At 37.7% G+C, this 20,431-nt stretch carries 16 protein-coding genes; 9 read left to right on the forward strand and 7 right to left on the reverse strand.

Translation table 11 applies throughout. The features are described 5' to 3' along the window. Positions 1 to 99: 99 nt before the first annotated feature. Both atpG and atpA read right to left on the reverse strand, forming a co-directional pair. On the reverse strand, positions 100 to 984 hold the full coding sequence (gene atpG / locus FLEMA_RS0165205; RefSeq protein WP_026997661.1) for an ATP synthase F1 subunit gamma: 885 nt from the start codon (positions 982 to 984) through the stop codon (positions 100 to 102). Between the two features lie 118 nt (positions 985 to 1,102). Next, positions 1,103 to 2,683: a F0F1 ATP synthase subunit alpha gene (gene atpA / locus FLEMA_RS0165210; protein WP_026998049.1), complete on the reverse strand. Its 1,581-nt coding sequence runs from the start codon at positions 2,681 to 2,683 to the stop codon at positions 1,103 to 1,105. Between the two features lie 999 nt (positions 2,684 to 3,682). Here atpA and bamJ point away from each other — a divergent pair. The 3 genes from bamJ to FLEMA_RS75615 all read left to right on the forward strand — a co-directional run bounded on the left by bamJ (position 3,683) and on the right by FLEMA_RS75615 (position 7,901). Further along, on the forward strand, positions 3,683 to 4,435 hold the full coding sequence (bamJ, locus tag FLEMA_RS75605; protein ID WP_044174160.1) for a BamJ family beta-barrel-assembly machinery protein: 753 nt from the start codon (positions 3,683 to 3,685) through the stop codon (positions 4,433 to 4,435). A 247-nt stretch (positions 4,436 to 4,682) separates the two neighbouring features. Next, positions 4,683 to 6,827, forward strand: coding sequence for a carboxy terminal-processing peptidase (locus FLEMA_RS75610; RefSeq protein ID WP_044174162.1), 2,145 nt, complete (start codon positions 4,683 to 4,685; stop codon positions 6,825 to 6,827). Positions 6,828 to 6,947: 120 nt separating this feature from the next. Then, positions 6,948 to 7,901 (forward strand): alpha/beta hydrolase, encoded by a 954-nt coding sequence (locus tag FLEMA_RS75615; RefSeq protein WP_044174164.1) that lies wholly within the window; start codon positions 6,948 to 6,950, stop codon positions 7,899 to 7,901. A 121-nt stretch (positions 7,902 to 8,022) separates the two neighbouring features. Here FLEMA_RS75615 and FLEMA_RS0165340 read toward each other — a convergent pair whose 3' ends face one another. The 3 genes from FLEMA_RS0165340 to FLEMA_RS0165365 all read right to left on the reverse strand — a co-directional run bounded on the left by FLEMA_RS0165340 (position 8,023) and on the right by FLEMA_RS0165365 (position 9,900). Further along, on the reverse strand, positions 8,023 to 8,742 hold the full coding sequence (locus FLEMA_RS0165340; RefSeq protein WP_026998050.1) for a glucosamine-6-phosphate deaminase: 720 nt from the start codon (positions 8,740 to 8,742) through the stop codon (positions 8,023 to 8,025). A 152-nt stretch (positions 8,743 to 8,894) separates the two neighbouring features. Continuing rightward, on the reverse strand, positions 8,895 to 9,071 hold the full coding sequence (locus FLEMA_RS76855; protein WP_144080181.1) for a FeoB-associated Cys-rich membrane protein: 177 nt from the start codon (positions 9,069 to 9,071) through the stop codon (positions 8,895 to 8,897). 28 nt (positions 9,072 to 9,099) lie between these two features. Then, a complete protein-coding gene (locus FLEMA_RS0165365) occupies positions 9,100 to 9,900 on the reverse strand; it encodes an inositol monophosphatase family protein (RefSeq protein WP_026998051.1) in 801 nt (266 codons plus the stop codon). 198 nt (positions 9,901 to 10,098) lie between these two features. On the opposite strand from FLEMA_RS0165365, the gene FLEMA_RS75620 reads away from it, so the two are divergent. Next, positions 10,099 to 11,850, forward strand: a complete 1,752-nt coding sequence (locus FLEMA_RS75620; RefSeq protein WP_044174167.1) for an ABC transporter ATP-binding protein — start codon at positions 10,099 to 10,101, stop codon at positions 11,848 to 11,850. 423 nt (positions 11,851 to 12,273) lie between these two features. Here FLEMA_RS75620 and FLEMA_RS0165430 read toward each other — a convergent pair whose 3' ends face one another. Next, positions 12,274 to 13,713 (reverse strand): POT family MFS transporter, encoded by a 1,440-nt coding sequence (locus tag FLEMA_RS0165430; RefSeq protein WP_044174168.1) that lies wholly within the window; start codon positions 13,711 to 13,713, stop codon positions 12,274 to 12,276. A gap of 604 nt (positions 13,714 to 14,317) precedes the next feature. On the opposite strand from FLEMA_RS0165430, the gene FLEMA_RS75625 reads away from it, so the two are divergent. The 5 genes from FLEMA_RS75625 to lepB all read left to right on the forward strand — a co-directional run bounded on the left by FLEMA_RS75625 (position 14,318) and on the right by lepB (position 18,918). Then, positions 14,318 to 15,097 carry a ParA family protein gene (locus tag FLEMA_RS75625; protein WP_044174170.1) on the forward strand — a complete coding sequence of 260 codons (780 nt, stop codon included), beginning with the start codon at positions 14,318 to 14,320 and terminating at the stop codon, positions 15,095 to 15,097. Between the two features lie 51 nt (positions 15,098 to 15,148). Continuing rightward, positions 15,149 to 16,090, forward strand: coding sequence for a ParB/RepB/Spo0J family partition protein (locus FLEMA_RS75630; protein ID WP_044174171.1), 942 nt, complete (start codon positions 15,149 to 15,151; stop codon positions 16,088 to 16,090). A gap of 114 nt (positions 16,091 to 16,204) precedes the next feature. Continuing rightward, positions 16,205 to 16,834 (forward strand): DUF5683 domain-containing protein, encoded by a 630-nt coding sequence (locus FLEMA_RS75635; protein WP_052354361.1) that lies wholly within the window; start codon positions 16,205 to 16,207, stop codon positions 16,832 to 16,834. Positions 16,835 to 16,893: 59 nt separating this feature from the next. Beyond that, positions 16,894 to 17,610, forward strand: coding sequence for a 4-hydroxy-tetrahydrodipicolinate reductase (gene dapB, locus FLEMA_RS75640; RefSeq protein ID WP_044174172.1), 717 nt, complete (start codon positions 16,894 to 16,896; stop codon positions 17,608 to 17,610). Between the two features lie 135 nt (positions 17,611 to 17,745). After that, a complete protein-coding gene (gene lepB, locus FLEMA_RS75645; protein ID WP_044175371.1) occupies positions 17,746 to 18,918 on the forward strand; it encodes a signal peptidase I in 1,173 nt (390 codons plus the stop codon). Positions 18,919 to 19,079: 161 nt separating this feature from the next. Here the strand turns inward: lepB and FLEMA_RS0165575 are convergent, their stop codons facing one another. Further along, complete coding sequence (locus tag FLEMA_RS0165575) at positions 19,080 to 20,366, reverse strand: class I SAM-dependent rRNA methyltransferase (protein ID WP_081681410.1); 1,287 nt, start codon at positions 20,364 to 20,366, stop codon at positions 19,080 to 19,082. Positions 20,367 to 20,431 lie beyond the last annotated feature (65 nt).

The raw sequence follows: 20,431 nt of genomic DNA on the forward strand, positions 1-20,431 counted from the left end.
AATAACAACTATTGTTTGCCGCGATTGTTTAGAATAGGAGCAGATAAAATAAAAAAGACTCATCCTTTGAGATGAGTCTTTTTGAGGATATATCAAAGACTAAGCAGATGCTAGAGCTTCGGCACCACCTACAATTTCGAGGATTTCCTTCGTAATTGCAGCCTGACGTGAGCGGTTGTAGATAAGTTTTAATTCTTTCAACAACTCCCCAGCATTATCGGTAGCCTTGTCCATGGCAGTCATACGGGCACCGTGTTCAGAAGCATTTGATTCTAAAACAGCTTTGAAGACTTGCAATTTTAAAGCTTTAGGAATCAATTCGCTGATAATTTCTTCTTCCGAAGGTTCAAAGATATAATCAACATTTGATTTCTTAGTTTGGTCGTCTTTTTTCTCAACAATAGGCAACATTTGTTCAGCTTTCAGAATCTGAGTTGCTACGTTTTTGAATTCGTTATAAACTACTTCAACAACATCGTACTTGCCATCAACAAACCCGTTCATAGCAAATTCGGCTGCTGTACGAACTGTTGCAAAGCTCAATTTGCTGAAAGTATCAACAAATTGGTTATTAACATTGTAACCACGACGGCTTAGGTATTCGCCACCTTTTTTACCGATAGCCAAGATTTCAACTTTACCAGCTTCAAATTGACTAGGATATTTTTCATTAATAAGGTTTACTACAGCCTTACCAACATTGGCATTGAATGCACCACAAAGACCACGGTCTGAAGTAACAACAATAATTAAAACACTCTGAATAGAACGAGCGTTTGTATATGGATTTGATTGAGCTCCCTCTGCATTGGCCGAAACAGTTGCAATCATTTCGGTCAATTTTTGCGAATAAGGTCGCATCTGTACAATAGCATCTGTTGCACGGCGAAGCTTAGCCGCCGATACCATTTTCATGGCTTTAGTAATCTGCTGAGTAGAGTTTACTGATACTATTCGGTTACGGACTTCTTTTAATGAAGGCATCTTCTGCTAATGATTGAAAGAGTGAATGATTGAAATTCGAGTGAAATTTCTGAACAGATTATATATTAATGAGAGAACAAGCACGTTGTGCCTATTCTCTCATCTAATCATTCAAAAACTATGCTTGATACTTAACTGCCACTTCTTTCGCCACTTTCTTCAACACATCAGTCAAAGAGTCATCGTATTTACCTGCTTTCAAGGCATCCATCGTAGATTTTTGTGTAGCATTCATTACACCGATGAAATCCTTTTCAAACTCACGAACTTTATTTACTACCACGTTGTCAATCAAACCGTTGGTAGAAACAAAAATCATAGCGATTTGTTCTTCAACACGTTGAGGATGACCGTTTGGTTGTTTCAACATTTCAAGGTTACGACGGCCACGCTCGATAGTCAATTTCGTAGCAGCATCCAAATCAGAGCCGAATTTAGCAAAGGCTTCCAATTCACGGAATTGAGCTTGGTCAAGCTTCAATGTACCTGCTACTTTCTTCATTGATTTGATTTGAGCATTACCACCCACACGAGATACCGAAATACCTACGTTGATTGCTGGACGAATACCTGCGTTGAACAAGTTGGTTTCCAAGAAAATCTGACCGTCAGTAATAGAGATTACGTTAGTTGGGATATAAGCAGAAACGTCACCAGCCTGAGTTTCGATAATTGGAAGAGCTGTTAATGAACCACCCCCTTTAACGATTCCTTTGATAGATTCAGGAAGGTCATTCATGTTTCTAGCAATTTCGTCAGAAGAGTTGATTTTTGCAGCACGCTCCAATAAACGTGAGTGAAGATAGAATACGTCACCTGGGTAAGCTTCACGTCCTGGAGGACGACGAAGAAGCAACGAAACTTCACGGTAAGATACAGCCTGTTTAGACAAATCGTCATAAACTACCAATGCAGCACGACCTGTATCACGGAAGAATTCGCCGATAGCAGCACCTGTAAATGGAGCAAAGAATTGCATCGGAGCTGGGTCAGAAGAACCTGCCGCTACAATTACAGTATAGTCCATAGCACCTGCTTTACGAAGGGCTTGTTCTACTTGCTTGATTGTTGACGATTTTTGTCCACAAGCTACATAGATACAGTAAACTGGATTACCTGCGTCGTAAAATTCTTTTTGGTTAATGATTGTGTCAATACAAACAGTTGTTTTACCTGTCTGACGGTCACCAATAACTAACTCACGTTGACCACGACCTACTGGAATCATTGCGTCAATTGCTTTGATACCTGTTTGAAGAGGTTCTGTTACTGGCTGACGATAAATTACCCCTGGAGCTTTACGCTCAAGTGGCATATCGTAAAGTTGTCCTTGCAAAGGACCGTTGCCGTCGATTGGCTCGCCAAGTGTGTTCACGACACGACCTAAGATACCGTCACCTACTTTGATTGAGGCGATTTCGTCTGTACGTTTTACGGTGTCGCCTTCTTTGATTTCAGATGATTCACCCAATAATACCGCACCTACGTTGTCTTCTTCGAGGTTAAGGGCTAGGGCTTTCAAGCCGTTTTCAAATACGAGCAATTCACCCGCTTGTACTTTCGATAGTCCGTAAATACGAGCTACACCATCACCGATTTGTAGCACGGTACCTACTTCTTGGAGTTCAGCCTCTGACTTTGCACCTGAGAGTTGCTCTCTCAAGATGGCTGACACTTCATCTGGTCTGACTGATGCCATTTTTTTATAGTTGGATTTGTGATTTTGGAATTCGATTTGAGAGGTTATTAGTTAGATGTTTCCCAAGTACTAGTGATTTACAAAATGGAAGAGATACTTCACTTATGTAATTGTTCGTACATCTTGAACTTATTAACTCTTTTTCGGGTGCAAAATTAGGGAAGAAATTTCACAATTCCACGACAATACTATTTTTTTCGTGCTAAACGTTATACTTTTTTGAGAGAAGGCAATTTTTTGAATTGTATTTTTTCTATATCAATATTCTGTGCTTTTGCGGTTTGGTATAATTTTTTATTTGAATTATTCTATTTTGCTTTCTGATTCTTTAAGCCTATGAATACATTATTTTGCCTTAATTTATTTGGTAAAATAGGGTAAAAAAAAAGTTTATCTGCTTTTTAGGAGTGATTTTAATAAAAATAGGGTATTAACAATACGATTCGGTCTTTTATAAAACTGAGTTTTTCAAAATAGAAGAGCCTGTATATACCCAAAGCTATTCTTAAAATCTTACAATATAGCATTTTATCCAAAAGTTATTAAGTGGTAGTTTTTTGTTATTTCTAATGTTTTTTTCATGATAAAATCTTGTAGAAAATAGGCAAAAATAAAGATTATGCTGTTAAAAAGTGTTAAAACACAACTATGCTATCTCAATATAGGTTATCATAGTGTATCATAGCATCATTGAAATAAAATATATATACGAACACAACCATAATTTATCGCTGTAACTTTTCGTTCTAAGCATCATATAAAATAGCCAAACTTCGGAAATAAGTAATTCAAATCCTTATTTTTGTATTTCGTTCCATAAGTGAATTGTCGCTTGAGCCAACGGTATCAGTAATTGAGGCAAGGAATACACATGATTTAGCAGGCTATAGTATAAACAAGCTTATCAATGGGGTAATTTGAATAACAATTGTTGGGTAGTTGAGATAGCGACAAGTAAATTGCTTATAATAATTTAGTAGTAAACATTAAAAAATTATCATGAATCTAAAACACATTTTATTATGTTCGGGCGTTGCCCTAACGTCTTTTGTTGCAGAAGCTCAAGTAAAAAAAGCTCCTGCTGCACAAAAAGCAAGCCCAGCATCTAAAACTCCAGTTGCGAAAACCTCTGCTACACCAGCTACTAGCGTTAAATTAACGAGTTTGGCCGATTCGGCAAGTTATTCTTTGGGCGTTTTGGTAGCTCAAAATTTTAAATCACAGGATATTGCTATCAATCCAGATTTATTAGCAAAAGCTTTTGGCGAGGTAATGAATGGTTCGGCAACTTTGCTAAGTGATATGCAAGCCAATCAGATTTTGCAAAAATTTATGCAAGCAAAACAAGCCGAACAATTTAAGCCTGTAAAAGAAGCAAGCGAGAAGTTTTTGGCAGAAAACAAAAAGAAAGAAGGTGTTGTTACTTTGCCAAGTGGTTTGCAGTACCAGATTCTCAAAGCTGGTGATGGCCCCAAACCAACTATCAACGATAAAGTAAAAACACATTATCATGGTACTTTAATCGACGGAACGGTGTTTGATAGCTCGGTTCAACGCAACGAACCTATTACTTTCCCTGTAAGCGGTGTAATTCAAGGCTGGATAGAAGCCCTTCAGTTGATGCCAGTAGGGTCAAAATGGAGATTGTTTGTGCCTCAGGATTTGGCTTATGGCCCTCGTGGTAGTGGCCCAACTATCAAGCCCTATTCTGCCTTAATTTTTGAAGTAGAATTATTAGGAATCGAAAAATAGGCTTTAAGCAATTATCTCCAAGGATTATTGAGCAAATAAAATAGGAATACGGCAAATAAGTAAGCCGTAAAAATACGAACTTAACAGGCAGGAAAATGGTTAAATAGTTGTAATTTAAGAACCAATACTGCATTCCGTATTCCTATAGAATATTAACTATTAAAATAATAACGTTATTGGTTTGTAAGCTCATCGTTACTCTTAATATCCTTACGGATTACAGCTTAAACAAATACCCCAAATTTATATGAAGAAATACCTCATCGCTCTTGTTCCTGTAACCCTACTTGCGGTATTAGGACTTCGCTCGACATCGCATAGTGCCGAGAAAAATATTGCTGTGGCCTATAAATACACTGAAGATGATATAAAACCCACCGAGACTCAGAAAAAAGTAGAAGAATTAGTGACGCAGATTTTGGGGAATTACCACTACCGTCGTGTGCCTCTCAATGATTCTTTATCTTCAAAAATCTTTGATAATTATATCAAAGAACTCGATGGTAATAAAATGAATTTTACCAAACAGGATATTGATGATTTTGAAAAATTCAGATATACTATAGATGACCAACTTCAATCAGGGGATTTAACGGCTGCTTATCAAATCTATAATGTTTATCGTAAGCGTGCCAAGGAGCGTTTTACGTTTGTGGCTTCGTTGCTCAACAAACCTATGGATTTTAAAATAGACGAGGTGTATTCTCCTGACCGTGAAAAATCCTCTTGGGCAAACAACAAGCAAGAGTTGGATGAGATTTGGAGAAAAGCCATTAAGAGTACTTTGTTAGATTGGAAAATTAGCGGAAAGGCTGATTCTTCGGCTGTCAAAGACCTCAAAGAACGTTATACAAGAAGCGAAAAGTATTTTGATAAAACCAAAAGTGAGGATGTGTTTCAGCAATTCATGAATTCGTTTACTGAAAGTGTTGATCCTCATACCAACTACATGATTCCAAAAGCCGCCGCTCAGTTCAACCAAGAGATGGCTCAATCGTTTGAAGGAATCGGTGCAACACTTCGTTTGGAAGGTGATTACGTAACTATCATGGAGTTGATTACTGGAGGGCCTGCCTACAAAAGCAAAGCCTTAAAACCCAAAGATAGAATCGTTGGCGTTGCACAGGGCGACAATGGTGCTTTTGTGGATATTGTAGGCTGGATGACCGACGATGCCGTAAAACTTATCAAAGGGCCAAAATCGACGGTAGTACGCTTGAAAATTTTGCCAGGTGATGCCGCTGTTGGAGCAATGCCTAAAGAAATACGTTTGGTTCGCGAAAAAATTAAACTGGAAGATGGAAGTGCCAAAAAAGATGTTTTGTTATTAAGCAACAACGGAAAACCTTATAAATTGGGTTTGATTACTTTGCCTGTTTTTTATCGTGATTTTGAGGGTGTTCGCAAAGGTGAAGGTGATTTTAAAAGTACCAGTGCCGATGTGAAAAAATTCTTGATAGAACTAAAAGCTGAGAAAGTTGATGGTGTTATCCTCGACCTTCGCAACAATGGTGGCGGTTCGTTGGTGGAAGCCGTAAGTCTGACAGGGCTGTTTATTCCTCAAGGCCCAGTAGTACAACGCAAACACGCCGATGGCGAGATTTCTGCTGAATACGACCGTGACCCAAGTGTAACCTACGACGGCCCATTAGGAGTATTAGTGAATCGCTTTAGTGCTTCGGCTTCTGAGATTTTTGCAGGAGCTATTCAAGACTACAAGCGTGGTATTATTATTGGCGAGCAAACCTACGGAAAAGGAACTGTACAAACATTGGTAGATTTGAGCCGCTTCTTGAAAAGCGAGCCTGATAATGTAGGTCAGTTAAAAATTACGATGGAAAAATTCTATCGTATCACAGGAAGTAGCACCCAACACAAAGGTGTAACACCTGATATTGAATTACCTTCTGGCTTTTCGGCAGCAGAATATGGCGAAAGCTCACAACCAAGTGCTTTGCCTTGGGACATGATTGCTTCGACCAAATATACCCCTTCGCAAGATGTAAACGAGCAAATTGTAAGTAAGTTAAAGAAAAAGTACGAAGAGCGTCTGAAGACTGAAGCCGATTTGAAAAAATTGGTGAGCGATTTTGATTATTGGAAAAAAGCCAAAGAACGCAAAACAATTTCATTGCAAGAAGACAAACGTCGCAAAGAAATTGACGAGCAGAAAAAACGCAATAGCCAAGAAATTAATAACGATTTGGGTGATGTAGATACCAAAGTAGAGGTTAAGACCGACTCGGTGAGTATTGCCAATGCCAAAGAAAAAGCCCTAAAAGAGCGTCGTGAAAAAGATGCGTATTTGAAAGAAACAGAGCGTATCTTAACCGATTATATTTTCTTGGCACCTTCTAATGGTATCAAGTTGACTCAAAATAACAATAAATAAGTAGAGGATAAATACCGCCTACTACTTTGTATATTCATCAAAGCCTGCGAGCTAGCTGCTCGTAGGCTTTTGTGTTTTATGAGCATTTGATTAGTTTTGAAAAAAATAAACCAGTTTGTTATGACACCCAAATTTATCCTGAAGCGAGTCTTGTTTGTGATGGTCGCTTTATTTATAATACTCAATTTTCTATTGGCTTTTCAGGCATATCGGTTTACCTATTTTTATGAGGCTAGTGAAGTTGCTTACAAAAAGCCTGAACAAATGACTTTAGGGGAAAAAATTTCAGGTGGATTGTTTGGTTTCAAATTTCCCAAACGGAAAATAGATACATTACCTAGTTTGCCCTTCAAGTCAGTTATTCTTACAACGGCTCAGTCATTGCACTTAAAATCATGGTTCGTAAAAGCCGATTCTGTGGCACTAGGCACTGTTATTTTATTTCACGGACATGCTTCTAACAAGCAGAAGGTGCTGGCCGAAGCCACTTATTTTCATGAATTAGGTTATAATACACTTTCGGTAGATTTAAGAGCACATGGCGAATCTGATGGCAATATTTGTACCATTGGCGTAAACGAGTCGGAAGATGTTGAAGTAGCATTCAACTATGTGAAAAATACGCTTCACGAAAAAAATATTATTTTTTGGGGAGTATCATTGGGAGCCGCCACGATATTGAAAGGCATTCATGATTTTGGCTTAACGCCTCAGAAAGTCATTTTAGAATGTCCCTTTGCCACAATGGAAGACGCAGTAAAAGGTAGATTACGTTCATTACATATACCTGCAACGCCTATTTCTCAGATTTTGATGTTTTGGGGAAGCCTCGAAAGAGGATTTTGGGCATTCTCTCATCGGCCTGTTGACTATGCTAAGGCCGTTAAAGTACCTGTGCTATTAAATTGGGGGAAGCATGACCCACGAGTTACTATGGCTGAAACAGAAGCTATTTTTGAGGCTCTACCAAGTAATAATAAGAAAATGGTGATTTACGAAAAATCGGCACATCAGTCGTTTTGTAGAAGTGAAACAGCCAAGTGGAAAAGTGAAATACAAGCTTTTGTCAAATAGAATAGTACTCAGAAAAGCATTGTTACCTTAGTTATTTGAAAGAAAAGTAGGATAATTAGAAGAATATTTAATTAGTGCCTGAATTAGCGATTGTTAAGATAATCGCTAATTCAGGCACTAACTATTTGGTATAAATAGCTGCTTCTTCGTCCAGGAATAAAAGAGCATTATGATGTTTCTGAAAAACGGTAGAAGGCAATACCTCGCTGATTTCTTCAGTAATAGTACGCTTAATAATATCAGCTTTCTTTGAACCACTTGCCAATAAAATCGCTATTTGGGCTTCTAACAAATGTTTGAGGCCAACAGTAATACCCTGTGTTAATGGCGTAGCTTGTGTAAAATATTTTTGCCCAACAGAAATTGTAATTTCTTCTAAATCAGATACATGGCAGTAGTTTTCAAAGCTTGAGTGAGGCTCGTTGAGCCCAATATGCCCATTCAAGCCTATTCCAACAATAATTAAATCCAAGCCACCTTTCTCAAAAATCAACTGGTCGATTCTTGTACATTCACTGGCCAAATTATCGGATAAACCATCAAAAAAAGTATAATTCTGACTAGGGATTTGAAGAGGTTTGAGCAAATTTTCTTCTACAATATATCGGCAACTTCCCTCGCTTTCAGGAGGAATGCCTATCCACTCATCTAAGCCAATAAAGGTTACCTGGCTAAAATCAAGATCTTTACCTAATACAGCCATTTTTTGGTAAGCTAATTTTGGGGTGTCGCCCGAGGTTAATACAAGGGTAGCATTGGGTTTGTTTTTAATAAAATCGACTAAATACTGGGCCGTAAAATCAGATAGTTCTTCGTGGTTTTTAGAAATATGTATTTGCATAGTGTAAATGAGTTTTTCGGTTTTGATACAATGTACAAAGTTATTGGAAAAAACTGAGATGGATGCACTGCTTTTTATGTTAGGCTCAAAGCCATAAAAAACGCCCTTGAGTTTTGTTCAAGAGCGTTTTGAATGAATATATCAATCCTATGTTATTGACTTGCTTGGCTTTCCATTTTGGCAATAATTTTATCGACATCAGCGGCAGCACATGAGCCACAACCTTTTGGGCAACCAGCTTTATTTTTAAGGCTAAAGTTTTTTATCACGATATTGCCTAAATAGGCTATTGCACCAACAAATATAAGTCCAATAATGAAGCTTTCCATAATAATATTGAAGGGTTTTGTATCCTTATTATTCTTGATTCCAGTGTGTTTCTATCACATCCTTCAATTCACTAAACATACCACAAGCAGCAATTAGTTCACGGCCAAAAACAAAATCATCACCTCCTTTAAAGTCCGATACAATGCCTCCTGCTTCTTGTACAATCAAAGTACCTGCTGCAACATCCCACGGTTTGAGGTTATATTCAAAAAAACCTTCAAATCGCCCACAAGCTGTATACGCCAAGTCTACAGCCGCCGACCCCATGCGTCTCAAGCCATGCGATTTTTGCATAAGCTCTTTTAAAATAGCTAAATATTGGTCTGTTTGCTTGAAATCATAATAAGGGAATCCTGTAGCCAAGAGGCTATCTTTCAGGTGTTTGGCCGATGAAACATAGATTCTTGTACCATTAAGGTACGCTCCACCGCCAAGCCATGCCGTAAAACTCTCTTCTCTGTTGATTTCAAAAACTACACCACTAACAATCCGATTGTGGTGCATTAGGGCAATCGAAATAGCAAAAACAGGTAGCCCGTGCATATAGTTGGTAGTACCATCTACAGGGTCGACAATCCAAGCAAACTCTTGGTCGTCTGTTTTTTGTGCTGTTCCTTCTTCTGCAATAAAGCCTGCTTCGGGCAAAATTTTGGATAACCCAGCCACAAGGCGTTCTTCTGCTTGTTTGTCAACATACGAAACCAAATCGTTTAAGCCTTTGTATTCGATGCTCTCTCTTTTAAACTCAGAGGCAGCTTGTTTGACAAAAATAGCTGTTTGACGTGCCAATAAAGCAACTTGCGAGGTGATATATTCTAAATTTATCATACTGTTTTTATGGTTTACGACACCCAACAATACATGGGGCATATTGGGGACATACACAAGGCTTAAAACGCTCTAAACAGATTTTGCCCTAGTGTAATGGCTTTATTTTTCTGCAAATCTAAACTAATTATGGGAAGGCGGTGTTAATTTTAAGCAGTTGTAAGGATAATTTTTGTAATTAATTTACCCAAAAAAACATTGAGACAGGAAGAAAAAAGCGGTCAAATATTTGATTTTCAGATTTTAAGGAGAATTTATGGATTCATTAAGCCCTACAAGTTACGTTTTTGGTCGTTGGTTCTACTAATAATGGTAATGGCTTGTGTAGTACCACTCAATCCATTATTGATTAGACAGACTATCGACAATGAAATAGCCAAAGGTGATTATAATGGCCTGACCATAATGCTTTTGGCCATGCTAGGTGTATTGCTGGTGCAGGGTTTATTACAATTTGTTACTTCTTATATGGCTGGTTGGCTTGGACAAACGGTAATTCGTGATATTAGGGTACAGCTTTATCAAAAGATTTTGTACTTGCGGTTAAAGTTTTTTGATGATACCCCAATTGGCCGATTGGTGACAAGAACCGTTTCAGACATCGAAACGCTCAATGATGTTTTTTCTGAGGGATTGGCCTCTATTGCTGGCGACATTCTACAGTTGGTTTTGATTACAGGAGTAATGTTTTATACTGACTGGCGGCTTTCTGTTATCTGTTTGCTAACAGTGCCATTTATGGTAGTGTCAACGTATATTTTTAAGGAATATATCAAAAAATCCTTCAATGAAGTACGTATGGCCGTTGCCAACCTAAACTCGTTTGTACAAGAGCATATCACAGGAATGAGTATTGTTCAGGCATTTAGTGCTGAAGATATGGAATACAAAAAGTTTGTGGCTATCAACAAAACCCACCGAGATGCCAATATTCGTTCTATTTGGGCATATTCTGTTTATTTTCCTGTAGCCGATGTCATATTGGCAGCAGGCACAGGGCTGATTGTTTGGTTTGGCTCAAAACAAATACTAAGCCATGATATAACATTGGGTACATTAACAGCCTTTATCATGTTTATGAACCTATTTTTTAGACCGATTCGTTTTTTGGCCGACCGTTTCAATACCTTACAGATGGGTATTGTGTCGACTGAAAGAATTTTGAAATTATTAGATTCCGACGAATATGTGGCCAATAACGGTTCGTATCGTGCCGACAACCTCAAGGGCGATGTGGTATTCGATAAAGTATGGTTTGCCTATAATGATGAAGAATATGTATTGAAAAATATTTCTTTTGAAGTAAAACAAGGCGAAACCATTGCTTTGGTTGGTGCAACTGGAGCAGGCAAATCCTCGACAATTAATCTGCTAAGTAGATTTTATGAAATTAATAAGGGAAGTATCTTTATTGATGGGCGTAACTTACATGATTATGAATTGAGTAGTCTGAGAAGTAAAATAGGCGTGGTGTTACAAGATGTGTTTTTGTTTTCGGACACCATCGAGAACAATATCACCTTGGGTGATAAATCTATTACAAGAGAAAAAATTGTAGAAGCCGCCAAGTTAGTAGGAGCTCATGAGTTTATCGAAAAACTTCCTGAAGGCTATATGTACAATGTCATGGAAAGGGGAGCAACGTTGTCGGTAGGACAGCGGCAGTTGATTTCGTTTGTGAGGGCTTTGGTGCATAATCCTAAAATAATAGTACTCGATGAAGCCACATCGTCGGTCGATACCGAAACCGAAGAGATGATTCAGAATGCAATTGCTAAATTGATGAAAGGGCGTACAGCCATTGTAATTGCTCACCGTTTATCGACTATTCAGAATGCTCATAAAATTTTGGTATTAGACAAAGGCGAAATAAAAGAAGAAGGTACTCATGAAACCTTACTGGAAAAAGACGGCTGGTATGCCCAATTGCATAAAATGCAATATAAATGACATGATATATTTTGAGAGTAGATAATTGATTCTTCAATTAAAGTAAACATGAGCCATCCCGAATTTTAGGTAATATTAAAATAGATCACCTCTTTGTGTCTGTTGGGATTCATAAGGTCGTTTGATAGAAAATTATTAGCTATTCATACAAAAGGCGTTCGAAAAACTAATTTCGAACGCCTTTTGTTACATAACAACACATCTTTAGCCGCAAAGCATTGCATCATTACTGGTGAAAATCATATCTAAAAATAATCACTCAATTGTAGATTTATCTTTGCAAAATAATATGTGATAGTGAATGACTTAAACCGAGCGCTCAATGGTACATAGATACTGAGGTGGTGTTTGGTGACACCTTCATCACCACTAACTTTGGTATGACACATGTTTGTTAGCTTATCATTGCTAGTTTATATGTAATTAACCCACATATCGTGTTTCTTTCAAACGCCCTGCAATAATAAAAAACAAAATAGTACTAGCAAACATTAAGCCCGTAAAGAACCAGAAATAAGAAGCTCCGCTTAGTTGTGCAAAGAATCCTCCATTGGCAATATTTTCATTAATCAACGATACAAACAAGTTACCAATAGATACGGTCGAAAACCAAATTGCCGACATCGTACTTTTCATTGATTTGGGAGAATTGGTATAAGCATATTCAAGCCCCGTAATAGACACCATAATTTCGCCCCAAGCCAAAATCAAATAAGCTAAAATTTGCCACCAAACAGATGGATGATTACCCGCATCAATACTGGTTTGAATCAACGAAATAATCACAAATGATACAGCCGTAAGGAAAAAACCAGCCCCCAAGCGACGTAATGGCGTAGTTTTAATACCTAATTTTTCAAAGAATGGATATATCACATAAGTAAATACAGGAATAAAACTTACCAAAAATAAAGGGTTGAGTACTTGTACTTGCTCTGGTAAAAATGCAAAGCCTAAGCCTGTGTTCAAATCTAATTTGGTAGCCTGTAATACCCATTCAGCCAAATTTTGATCCCATAATGCCCAGAAAATCGGAATAAAGGCAAATACCGCCAAAACACGATAAACGGCTTTTACACCTTCAACCTTTTCGGGGTCGTAGCTTGTTTTAGCAACATCTAGCCAGCTTTCACCCTTTTGTTTTTTATTTATATTCAAAAGTGCATGTACCGAAATAAACACAAAATTGTTGCGGTTGATACCCATCGGTGGTACTTTTACATACTTACCTCTTCCCAAATAGAAAATAATTGTAGCCAGAGCCATCAAAATACCAGGAACACCAAATGCCCAAGCAGCACCGTATTTGACATAAATAATAGGAATAAGGATATTGGATACTACCGAACCCGTATTAATTGAAAAATAAAACCAACCATATACCTTCGACATCAAATGCTCGTTTGAAGCATCGAACTGGTCGCCAACATTGGCCGAAACACATGACTTGATACCACCAGCACCGGCCGCAATTACAATAAGACCAATCGAAAACATACTAAGGTCTTTTTCAAAAGTAGCCAACATTAAGTGGCCAAAACAATACAGTATCGAAACGTATAAAATCACTTTGTATTTACCAAAAAACCAGTCGGCCAAAATCCCCCCTACCATAGGCATGATATATGCTAAGGCAACAAACATGTGAACTTTCTCGTTGGATTTTGCTTCGGCAACAGCCTGAAGGGCAGGAATAGCATTGGGATTGTAAAATTGGGCAACTAAGAAGGTTGATAGGATGGAACGCATTCCGTAAAAACTGAATCGTTCAGCGGCCTCATTGCCAAGAATGTACGGGATAGCTTTAGGAAACGAGCCCTTCTTTTCTTCGATTGCAGTTTCGGGCAAATTGTTTGATATCATATATTTTAAAGAATATAGTTTGTTATTTGTTAAGTGAATATAATGCTTTTGTTCAATACAGAATATGATTATGTTCAAAAATTAAATAAAGGTTAATTCGTTTAAAACTACGCCAATAAACCAGAATTAATCATATTTTATTGTAAAAAACATACTAAATTAACCTTATTAAGCCTTTGAAACAATTTTTTCCTATTTCTTCGTCAATTTTAATTTTAGAGGGAATCAAAAAATAAATCAAATAAGCCGTAAAAAAAGGTAAAATTCGTATAATTAATTGACTTTTGCTAATTCAAAAAGTACGCTAAAAATAAATAATTCAATAACCATAAAATTTACCATTCACTTAATGTCAGTATTCAATACTATATCATAGTGTATTTCTACAAAGATTTTTTATATTCGTGAAACATTTGTGGAACACTTTTTGTAAATCTGGCTTGAAACACTGATATTTGAAGACGGATTGAGTTATTCGTTATTTGTTATTCGTTATCCGTTGTTTGTTGGCATTGATATTTCACCAGATTCATGTACATATACAAATGACCTATAACTGGATAACTAATAATCAGTAACTGAAACAAGTAACTCAGAAAATCAAATGGGGAAAGTAATTGCGATTGCCAACCAAAAAGGAGGAGTTGGTAAAACTACTACCACTATCAACCTAGCAGCAAGCCTTGCGGCATTAGAATTCAGAACTTTAATTGTAGATGCCGACCCACAGGCCAATTCTACGTCTGGTTTGGGTTATAATCCAAAGGAAATTGAAAACTCAATTTATGAGTGTATGGTAGATGGAGTTCAGGTTCAAGATATTATCATTGAGACGGATTTGCCTTATTTGCACATGATTCCTTCTCATATTGATTTGGTAGGTGCCGAAATCGAAATGATTAATCTTCGTGACCGAGAACAAAGAATGAAAGAATGCCTACAAACCGTTCTTCATGAATATGACTTTGTAATTATTGACTGTTCACCGTCTTTGGGTTTAATAACTATTAATGCCCTCACTGCTGCCGATTCGGTAATTATTCCTGTTCAATGCGAATACTTTGCCTTGGAAGGGCTAGGAAAATTATTGAATACCATCAAAATTATTCAATCAAGACTGAATACTGCCTTGACAATTGAGGGTATTTTGTTGACAATGTACGACTTACGGGTACGTTTGTCTAATCAGGTGGTAGCCGAAGTAACTTCTCATTTCCAAAATATGGTATTCAATACCATTATTCCTCGAAATATTAGGTTGTCTGAATCGCCAAGTTTTGGCGTACCTGCTATTGCACATGATTCAGAAAGTAAAGGAGCGATTAGTTATCTTAATTTGGCCAGAGAAATTTTGGCAAAAAACGGATACGTAACTCAGGAATAGGGTAGCTGTTGAAGAAAACAAGACTACAAAAACATTATAAATGCTTAAAAGATGAGTAAAGTGGAAATACCTGCAAAAAAACGTGTTGGACTTGGCAGAGGCTTAGGGGCTTTGTTACAGGACTCCGACTCAGTAAATGGAACTACCAATGCACGCCCAGCCAATCCAACGCCAATCGAGCGCCCGCAAAGGCTTGAGCAGATTAGTTCGATGAATGAGATTTCGGTGGATTTGATTGAAACCAATCCTTTCCAGCCTCGTACACACTTCGACGAGGAGGCTCTTAATGAATTAGCCGACTCGATTCGTGTGCAAGGTATCATTCAGCCTATCACAGTGCGTCAAATTGGTGCTAATAAATACCAGCTAATCTCGGGTGAGCGTCGTTTACAGGCTTCTAAAAGAGCAGGTTTGCGTACTATTCCAGCTTATATTCGCACCGCCGATGACCAACAAATGCTAGAAATGGCATTGATTGAAAACATTCAGCGTGAAAATTTGAATGCTATTGAAATAGCTTTGAGTTACCAGCGTTTGATTACCGAATGTAGCCTGAAACAAGAGGAATTAGGCGACCGTGTCGGTAAAAATCGTACAACTGTCAATAATTATATTCGTTTGCTGAAATTGCCCGATGTTATTCAGGTAGCTTTAAGAGACAATAAAATATCAATGGGACACGCTCGTGCGATTATTAATATCGACAATCGTGAACACCAGCTGGCAATTTTCAACAAAACAATTGCCGAGGAATGGTCGGTAAGAAAAGTAGAAGAAGCTGTTCGTGAGCTTTCTAATGCAAGCTTGATGGCGGCAGGGTTAGATAAAAAAGGTGGTATTAAGCAAGAAATCAGAAGCTTACAGTTTCGCTTACAAGCCTACTTTGGCTCGAAAGTTACTGTGAAAGCAGATGATAAAGGCAAAGGTGAAATAAAAATTCCATTTAGTTCACAAGAAGAATTAGATAAGATTTTGTTGTCGATAAAAGCCTAGTCTTGTCTAATACAGTTGTATGGTATTAGGCCTTAATCATGTTAAATCTTGTTAAAGCGTTGATGCTTCGCATATTTTCAGTCAACTTTGCAAGAATTTTAAGACTAGAAAAGGATGAAAAAATCATTTTTGGCTCGAATAGTATTCATTAATTTATTCGTATTGAGTGGATTAATAGGCAACGCCCAAATTCTTCGAGCCGATACTAATCAAATTAAAAACTCGGAACTAGCAAAAGTGCTAGAACCCAAAGATACCACAAAAGCTAAGTACAAGATTATTCCACATGTGGCTACTATTCGCTCGGCAATGGTACCCGGCTGGGGACAAATCTATAATCGTCAATATTGGAAAGTGCCTTTGGTGGCTGCTGCTTTTGGGGTAAATATCTATTTTATCGTAGATAACAACCAAAAATATGTGAGGTTTTTGTCTAGTTACAAAACAGCCTATAATCTAAGCTCAACTGCAACAGTTCCTGTTGTAGATTTTGATGGAACAACACGAGAATTAACAGCAGCTCAGTTGAAAAAACGAGTAGATGTTTATCGACGCTACCGTGATGGCTCATACCTAATTTTATTGGTGGTTTGGGCTGCTAATATCGTAGATGCTAACGTAACGGCTCATTTAAAGACTTTCGACCTAACTGACGACATTTCGCTAAAGGTGCAACCTTCATTGAGTAGCCCCAATGTAATGTCGCCTGTGTTTGGAGCAAAATTGACCTTGGCTTTTAAATAATATCTGGTAAAATCGTAGGATTAATATTCCTTTTCACACAAATACATAATTATTTAAGTATGAATATTGTACTTCTCGGCTATGGCAAGATGGGTAAGGTTATCGAAAAAATCGCCCTGAGTCGAGGTCATAACATTGTAGCTCGAATCGACGTAAATAACCGTAGCGAATTCGATGCCCTAAGTGCTTCTCAAGTTGACGCTGTCATTGAATTTAGTCATCCGCTTTCTGCTTTCGACAATGTAAAGTCTTGTATCGAAAAAGGTATTCCTGTGGTTTGTGGCACAACAGGCTGGCTCGAAAAAAAGCCTGAAATAGAAGCCCTAACACTTGAAAAACAAGGAGCGTTTTTCTGGTCATCTAATTATTCAATTGGGGTAAATATCTTCTTTCAACTCAATAAAATGTTGGCAAGATTGATGAGCCCACAAAAACAATATACTGTATCAACCACCGAAATCCATCATACCGAAAAGAAAGATTCGCCAAGTGGTACAGCTATCACTATAGCCGAAGGTTTGATTGAAAATTTGGAAGGTAAAGATAAATGGATTAACAACGAAATCCCTGCCCAAAATGAAGTGGCTATTTGGTCGGCTCGTGAAGGAAAAGTACCCGGAACACATATTGTGAAATATATTTCGGATATTGACCAAATCGAAATTTTACATCAAGCACACGGCCGTGAGGGGTTTGCCCTTGGTGCTGTAATAGCCGCCGAATGGATTGTAGGTAAAAAAGGTATTTTTGGTATGAACGAGCTTTTGGCGAATTAAAAATAGATTGGTTGTAATTCTTCGTACCATCTTTCGACTTATTATTTGTACTTAGTAAAGCCTCAGTTTTGTACTAAAACCAATGGCTTAGAGCTGTTTGGTTATCATAAATTAAAGAAATTTTATTCATACAAAATGTCCGAAAAAAAGCCTGTTAAAAAATCACCCCTTCGTGAGTGGGTCGATTCTGTAGTTTTTGCGGTAGTTGCTGCCACATTAATTCGTTTCTTTTTCTTTGAAGCCTACACCATTCCCACTTCTTCTATGGAAAGTAGTTTGATGGTCGGTGACTTCCTATTTGTAAGTAAGTTACATTATGGTGTAAGAACCCCAAAAACACCTCTACAAGTGCCGCTTACTCACCAAAAGATTTGGGGTACTAATATTCCTTCTTACCTTTCTTGGTTAGATCTGCCTATTTATCGTTTGCCGGGCTTTTCGGAAGTAAAACGTGGCGATGCTGTGGTATTTAACGTACCTAACTTTGCACCCGACGAAAATGCCCCTGTCGATTTACGTACTTATTATATCAAACGTTGTGTAGCTGTAGCTGGCGATGTAATTGAAATTAAAAATACTCAGTTGTATTTAGACGGAAAGCCCGCTGTGAACCCTCCGAAAATGCAACATGGCTTTTTGATAAAATCAACCAAAGAAATTACCGATATTACTCCGTTTGAAGAACTCGGTATATTTAATGGTATTGATGCAATGGGGCATGAAAACAATAACTTGGTAGGCCCATATCAGGGCGACTCGACCGATATGAAAAAAGGATACTTTATTTATGTTGTCAATACAAGCCAAGATAATATTGCTAAGTTGAAGCAAATTGACGGGATCAAACAAATTGAGCCAATTATCTCGCCAAAAGGTGAAAGAATGGAAGTAGGCCCTAATATTATTCACCAAGAGGACGCACCAATGAGTTCAACACTTTATAATTGGAATCGTGATAATTTTGGCCCAATTCAAGTGCCTAAAGAAGGATTAACGATTAAGTTGGATTCTGTCAATATTGATAAATATAAATACGTTATCAAATATTATGAAGGGAATAAGAATGTAGAAATCAAGGATTATAAGGTATCTATTGACGGAAAGCCTGTAACTTCTTACACATTCAAACAAGACTACTATTTTATGATGGGTGATAATCGCCATAATTCTGAAGATTCTCGATTCTTTGGCTTTGTACCAGCCGACCATATTGTAGGAAAAGCTGTATTCGTTTGGATGTCGCTCGACCCTAATAAGTCGTTCTTGAGCAAAATCAGATGGAATAGAATATTTAGATTTGTCGATTAATATTACTTTTTATTCATCAAACATGAGTCAGCCAAATTCTGGGACTAGGATTATTCTCCAACTGTTTATCAAAAAAGCGGTCGAAAAACAATTTTCGATCGCTTTTTTGATATTAATCTATTGAATGACATTCGGCTTTATGATTAGCAGGGATTATCTTATTACTCTACATAAAGGACAAGCCCTTTTAAGTAACTTCCTTCTGGATGAAAGAAATTAACAGGGTGGTCGGATGGCTGGGTAAGATGATGCAATACCTTTACTTGACGACCCGCCTCTAAAGCAGCAGATACTACAGTATTGTAGAAAAGCTCACGGTCAACAACCTGTGAACAAGAAAAAGTAAACATAATACCGCCTTTGGCCAGCCGTTTAAAACCTTCCGTATTGAGTCGTTTATAACCCTGAATAGCACGATGACGAGCGTCCATACTTTTGGCGTATGCAGGAGGGTCTAGTATGATTAAATCATAAAATTGGTCATTAGCCTTTAAATATTTCATCACATCTTCGGCATAAGCTTCATGATTAAGAGCGTTTTTGTCACCAAAGTTTGCTATAACGTTTTGATTAACAAGGTCGATAGCTTTTTGTGAAACATCTACCGAATGTACCAACGCCGCTTCAGCTTGAAGGGCATAAATAGAAAACCCTCCCGAATAACAGAATGAATTAAGAACTTTTTTGCCTTTGGCATATTTGGCTAATAACGAGCGGTTGTCACGTTGGTCAAGGAAAAAGCCTGTTTTTTGTCCTGTTTCCCAGTTGATAAGAAACTGATGACCATTTTCTTTGGCAGGGTGTGGCACAGTACAAGTACCCCACAAATAGCCATTTTTGATACCAGAGGCATACTGAGGAGGAAGTGTTTCTACACTTTTGTCATAAATTGCCAGAAGATTTTCACCCAAAACACGTTGAATAGCCCTCGCGATTTTGTCTTTTTCTAAGTGCATACCTATGCTGTGAGCCTGCAAAACAGCCACACCATTGTAAATATCAACAATCAGTCCTGGGCATCCATCGCCTTCGCCATGAATTAATCTGAAACAGTTAGTTTGTTCAAAATCAATAAGTTTACGTACTTGAAATGCCTGGTCGATTTTTTGAAACCAAAAATTTTCATCTGCAACCGTTGGTTCAAACGAGAATAGCTTTACAGCAATACTTCCTTCATGATAATGGCCTGTAGCTAAAAAGTTATGGCCAAAGTCAAGTACATCCACCACTTGTCCATCGGTAGGTTGTCCATAAATTTGAGCAATTGCTCCCGAAAATACCCAAGGGTGAAAGCGTTTGAGGGGTAACTCTTTGCCTGCATGGAGTACAATAGTTGGTTTGTCAAAGGCATGGTCGGCTATGTCTAAATGAGCAATAGCCTTGGCTGGCTTGTGACCACTGTTATTTTTTCTTCTGTAATCTGTATTTTTTCTAAATTGATTTTTCATATTACAAAGGTATAGATAATTTGAATTCAATCTCTTGCCATGTATGGCCAAGGCATGAATTAAAG

Origin of the sequence: Flectobacillus major DSM 103 (assembly GCF_000427405.1) — a bacterium.
Classification (GTDB): Bacteria; Bacteroidota; Bacteroidia; order Cytophagales; family Spirosomataceae; genus Flectobacillus; species Flectobacillus major.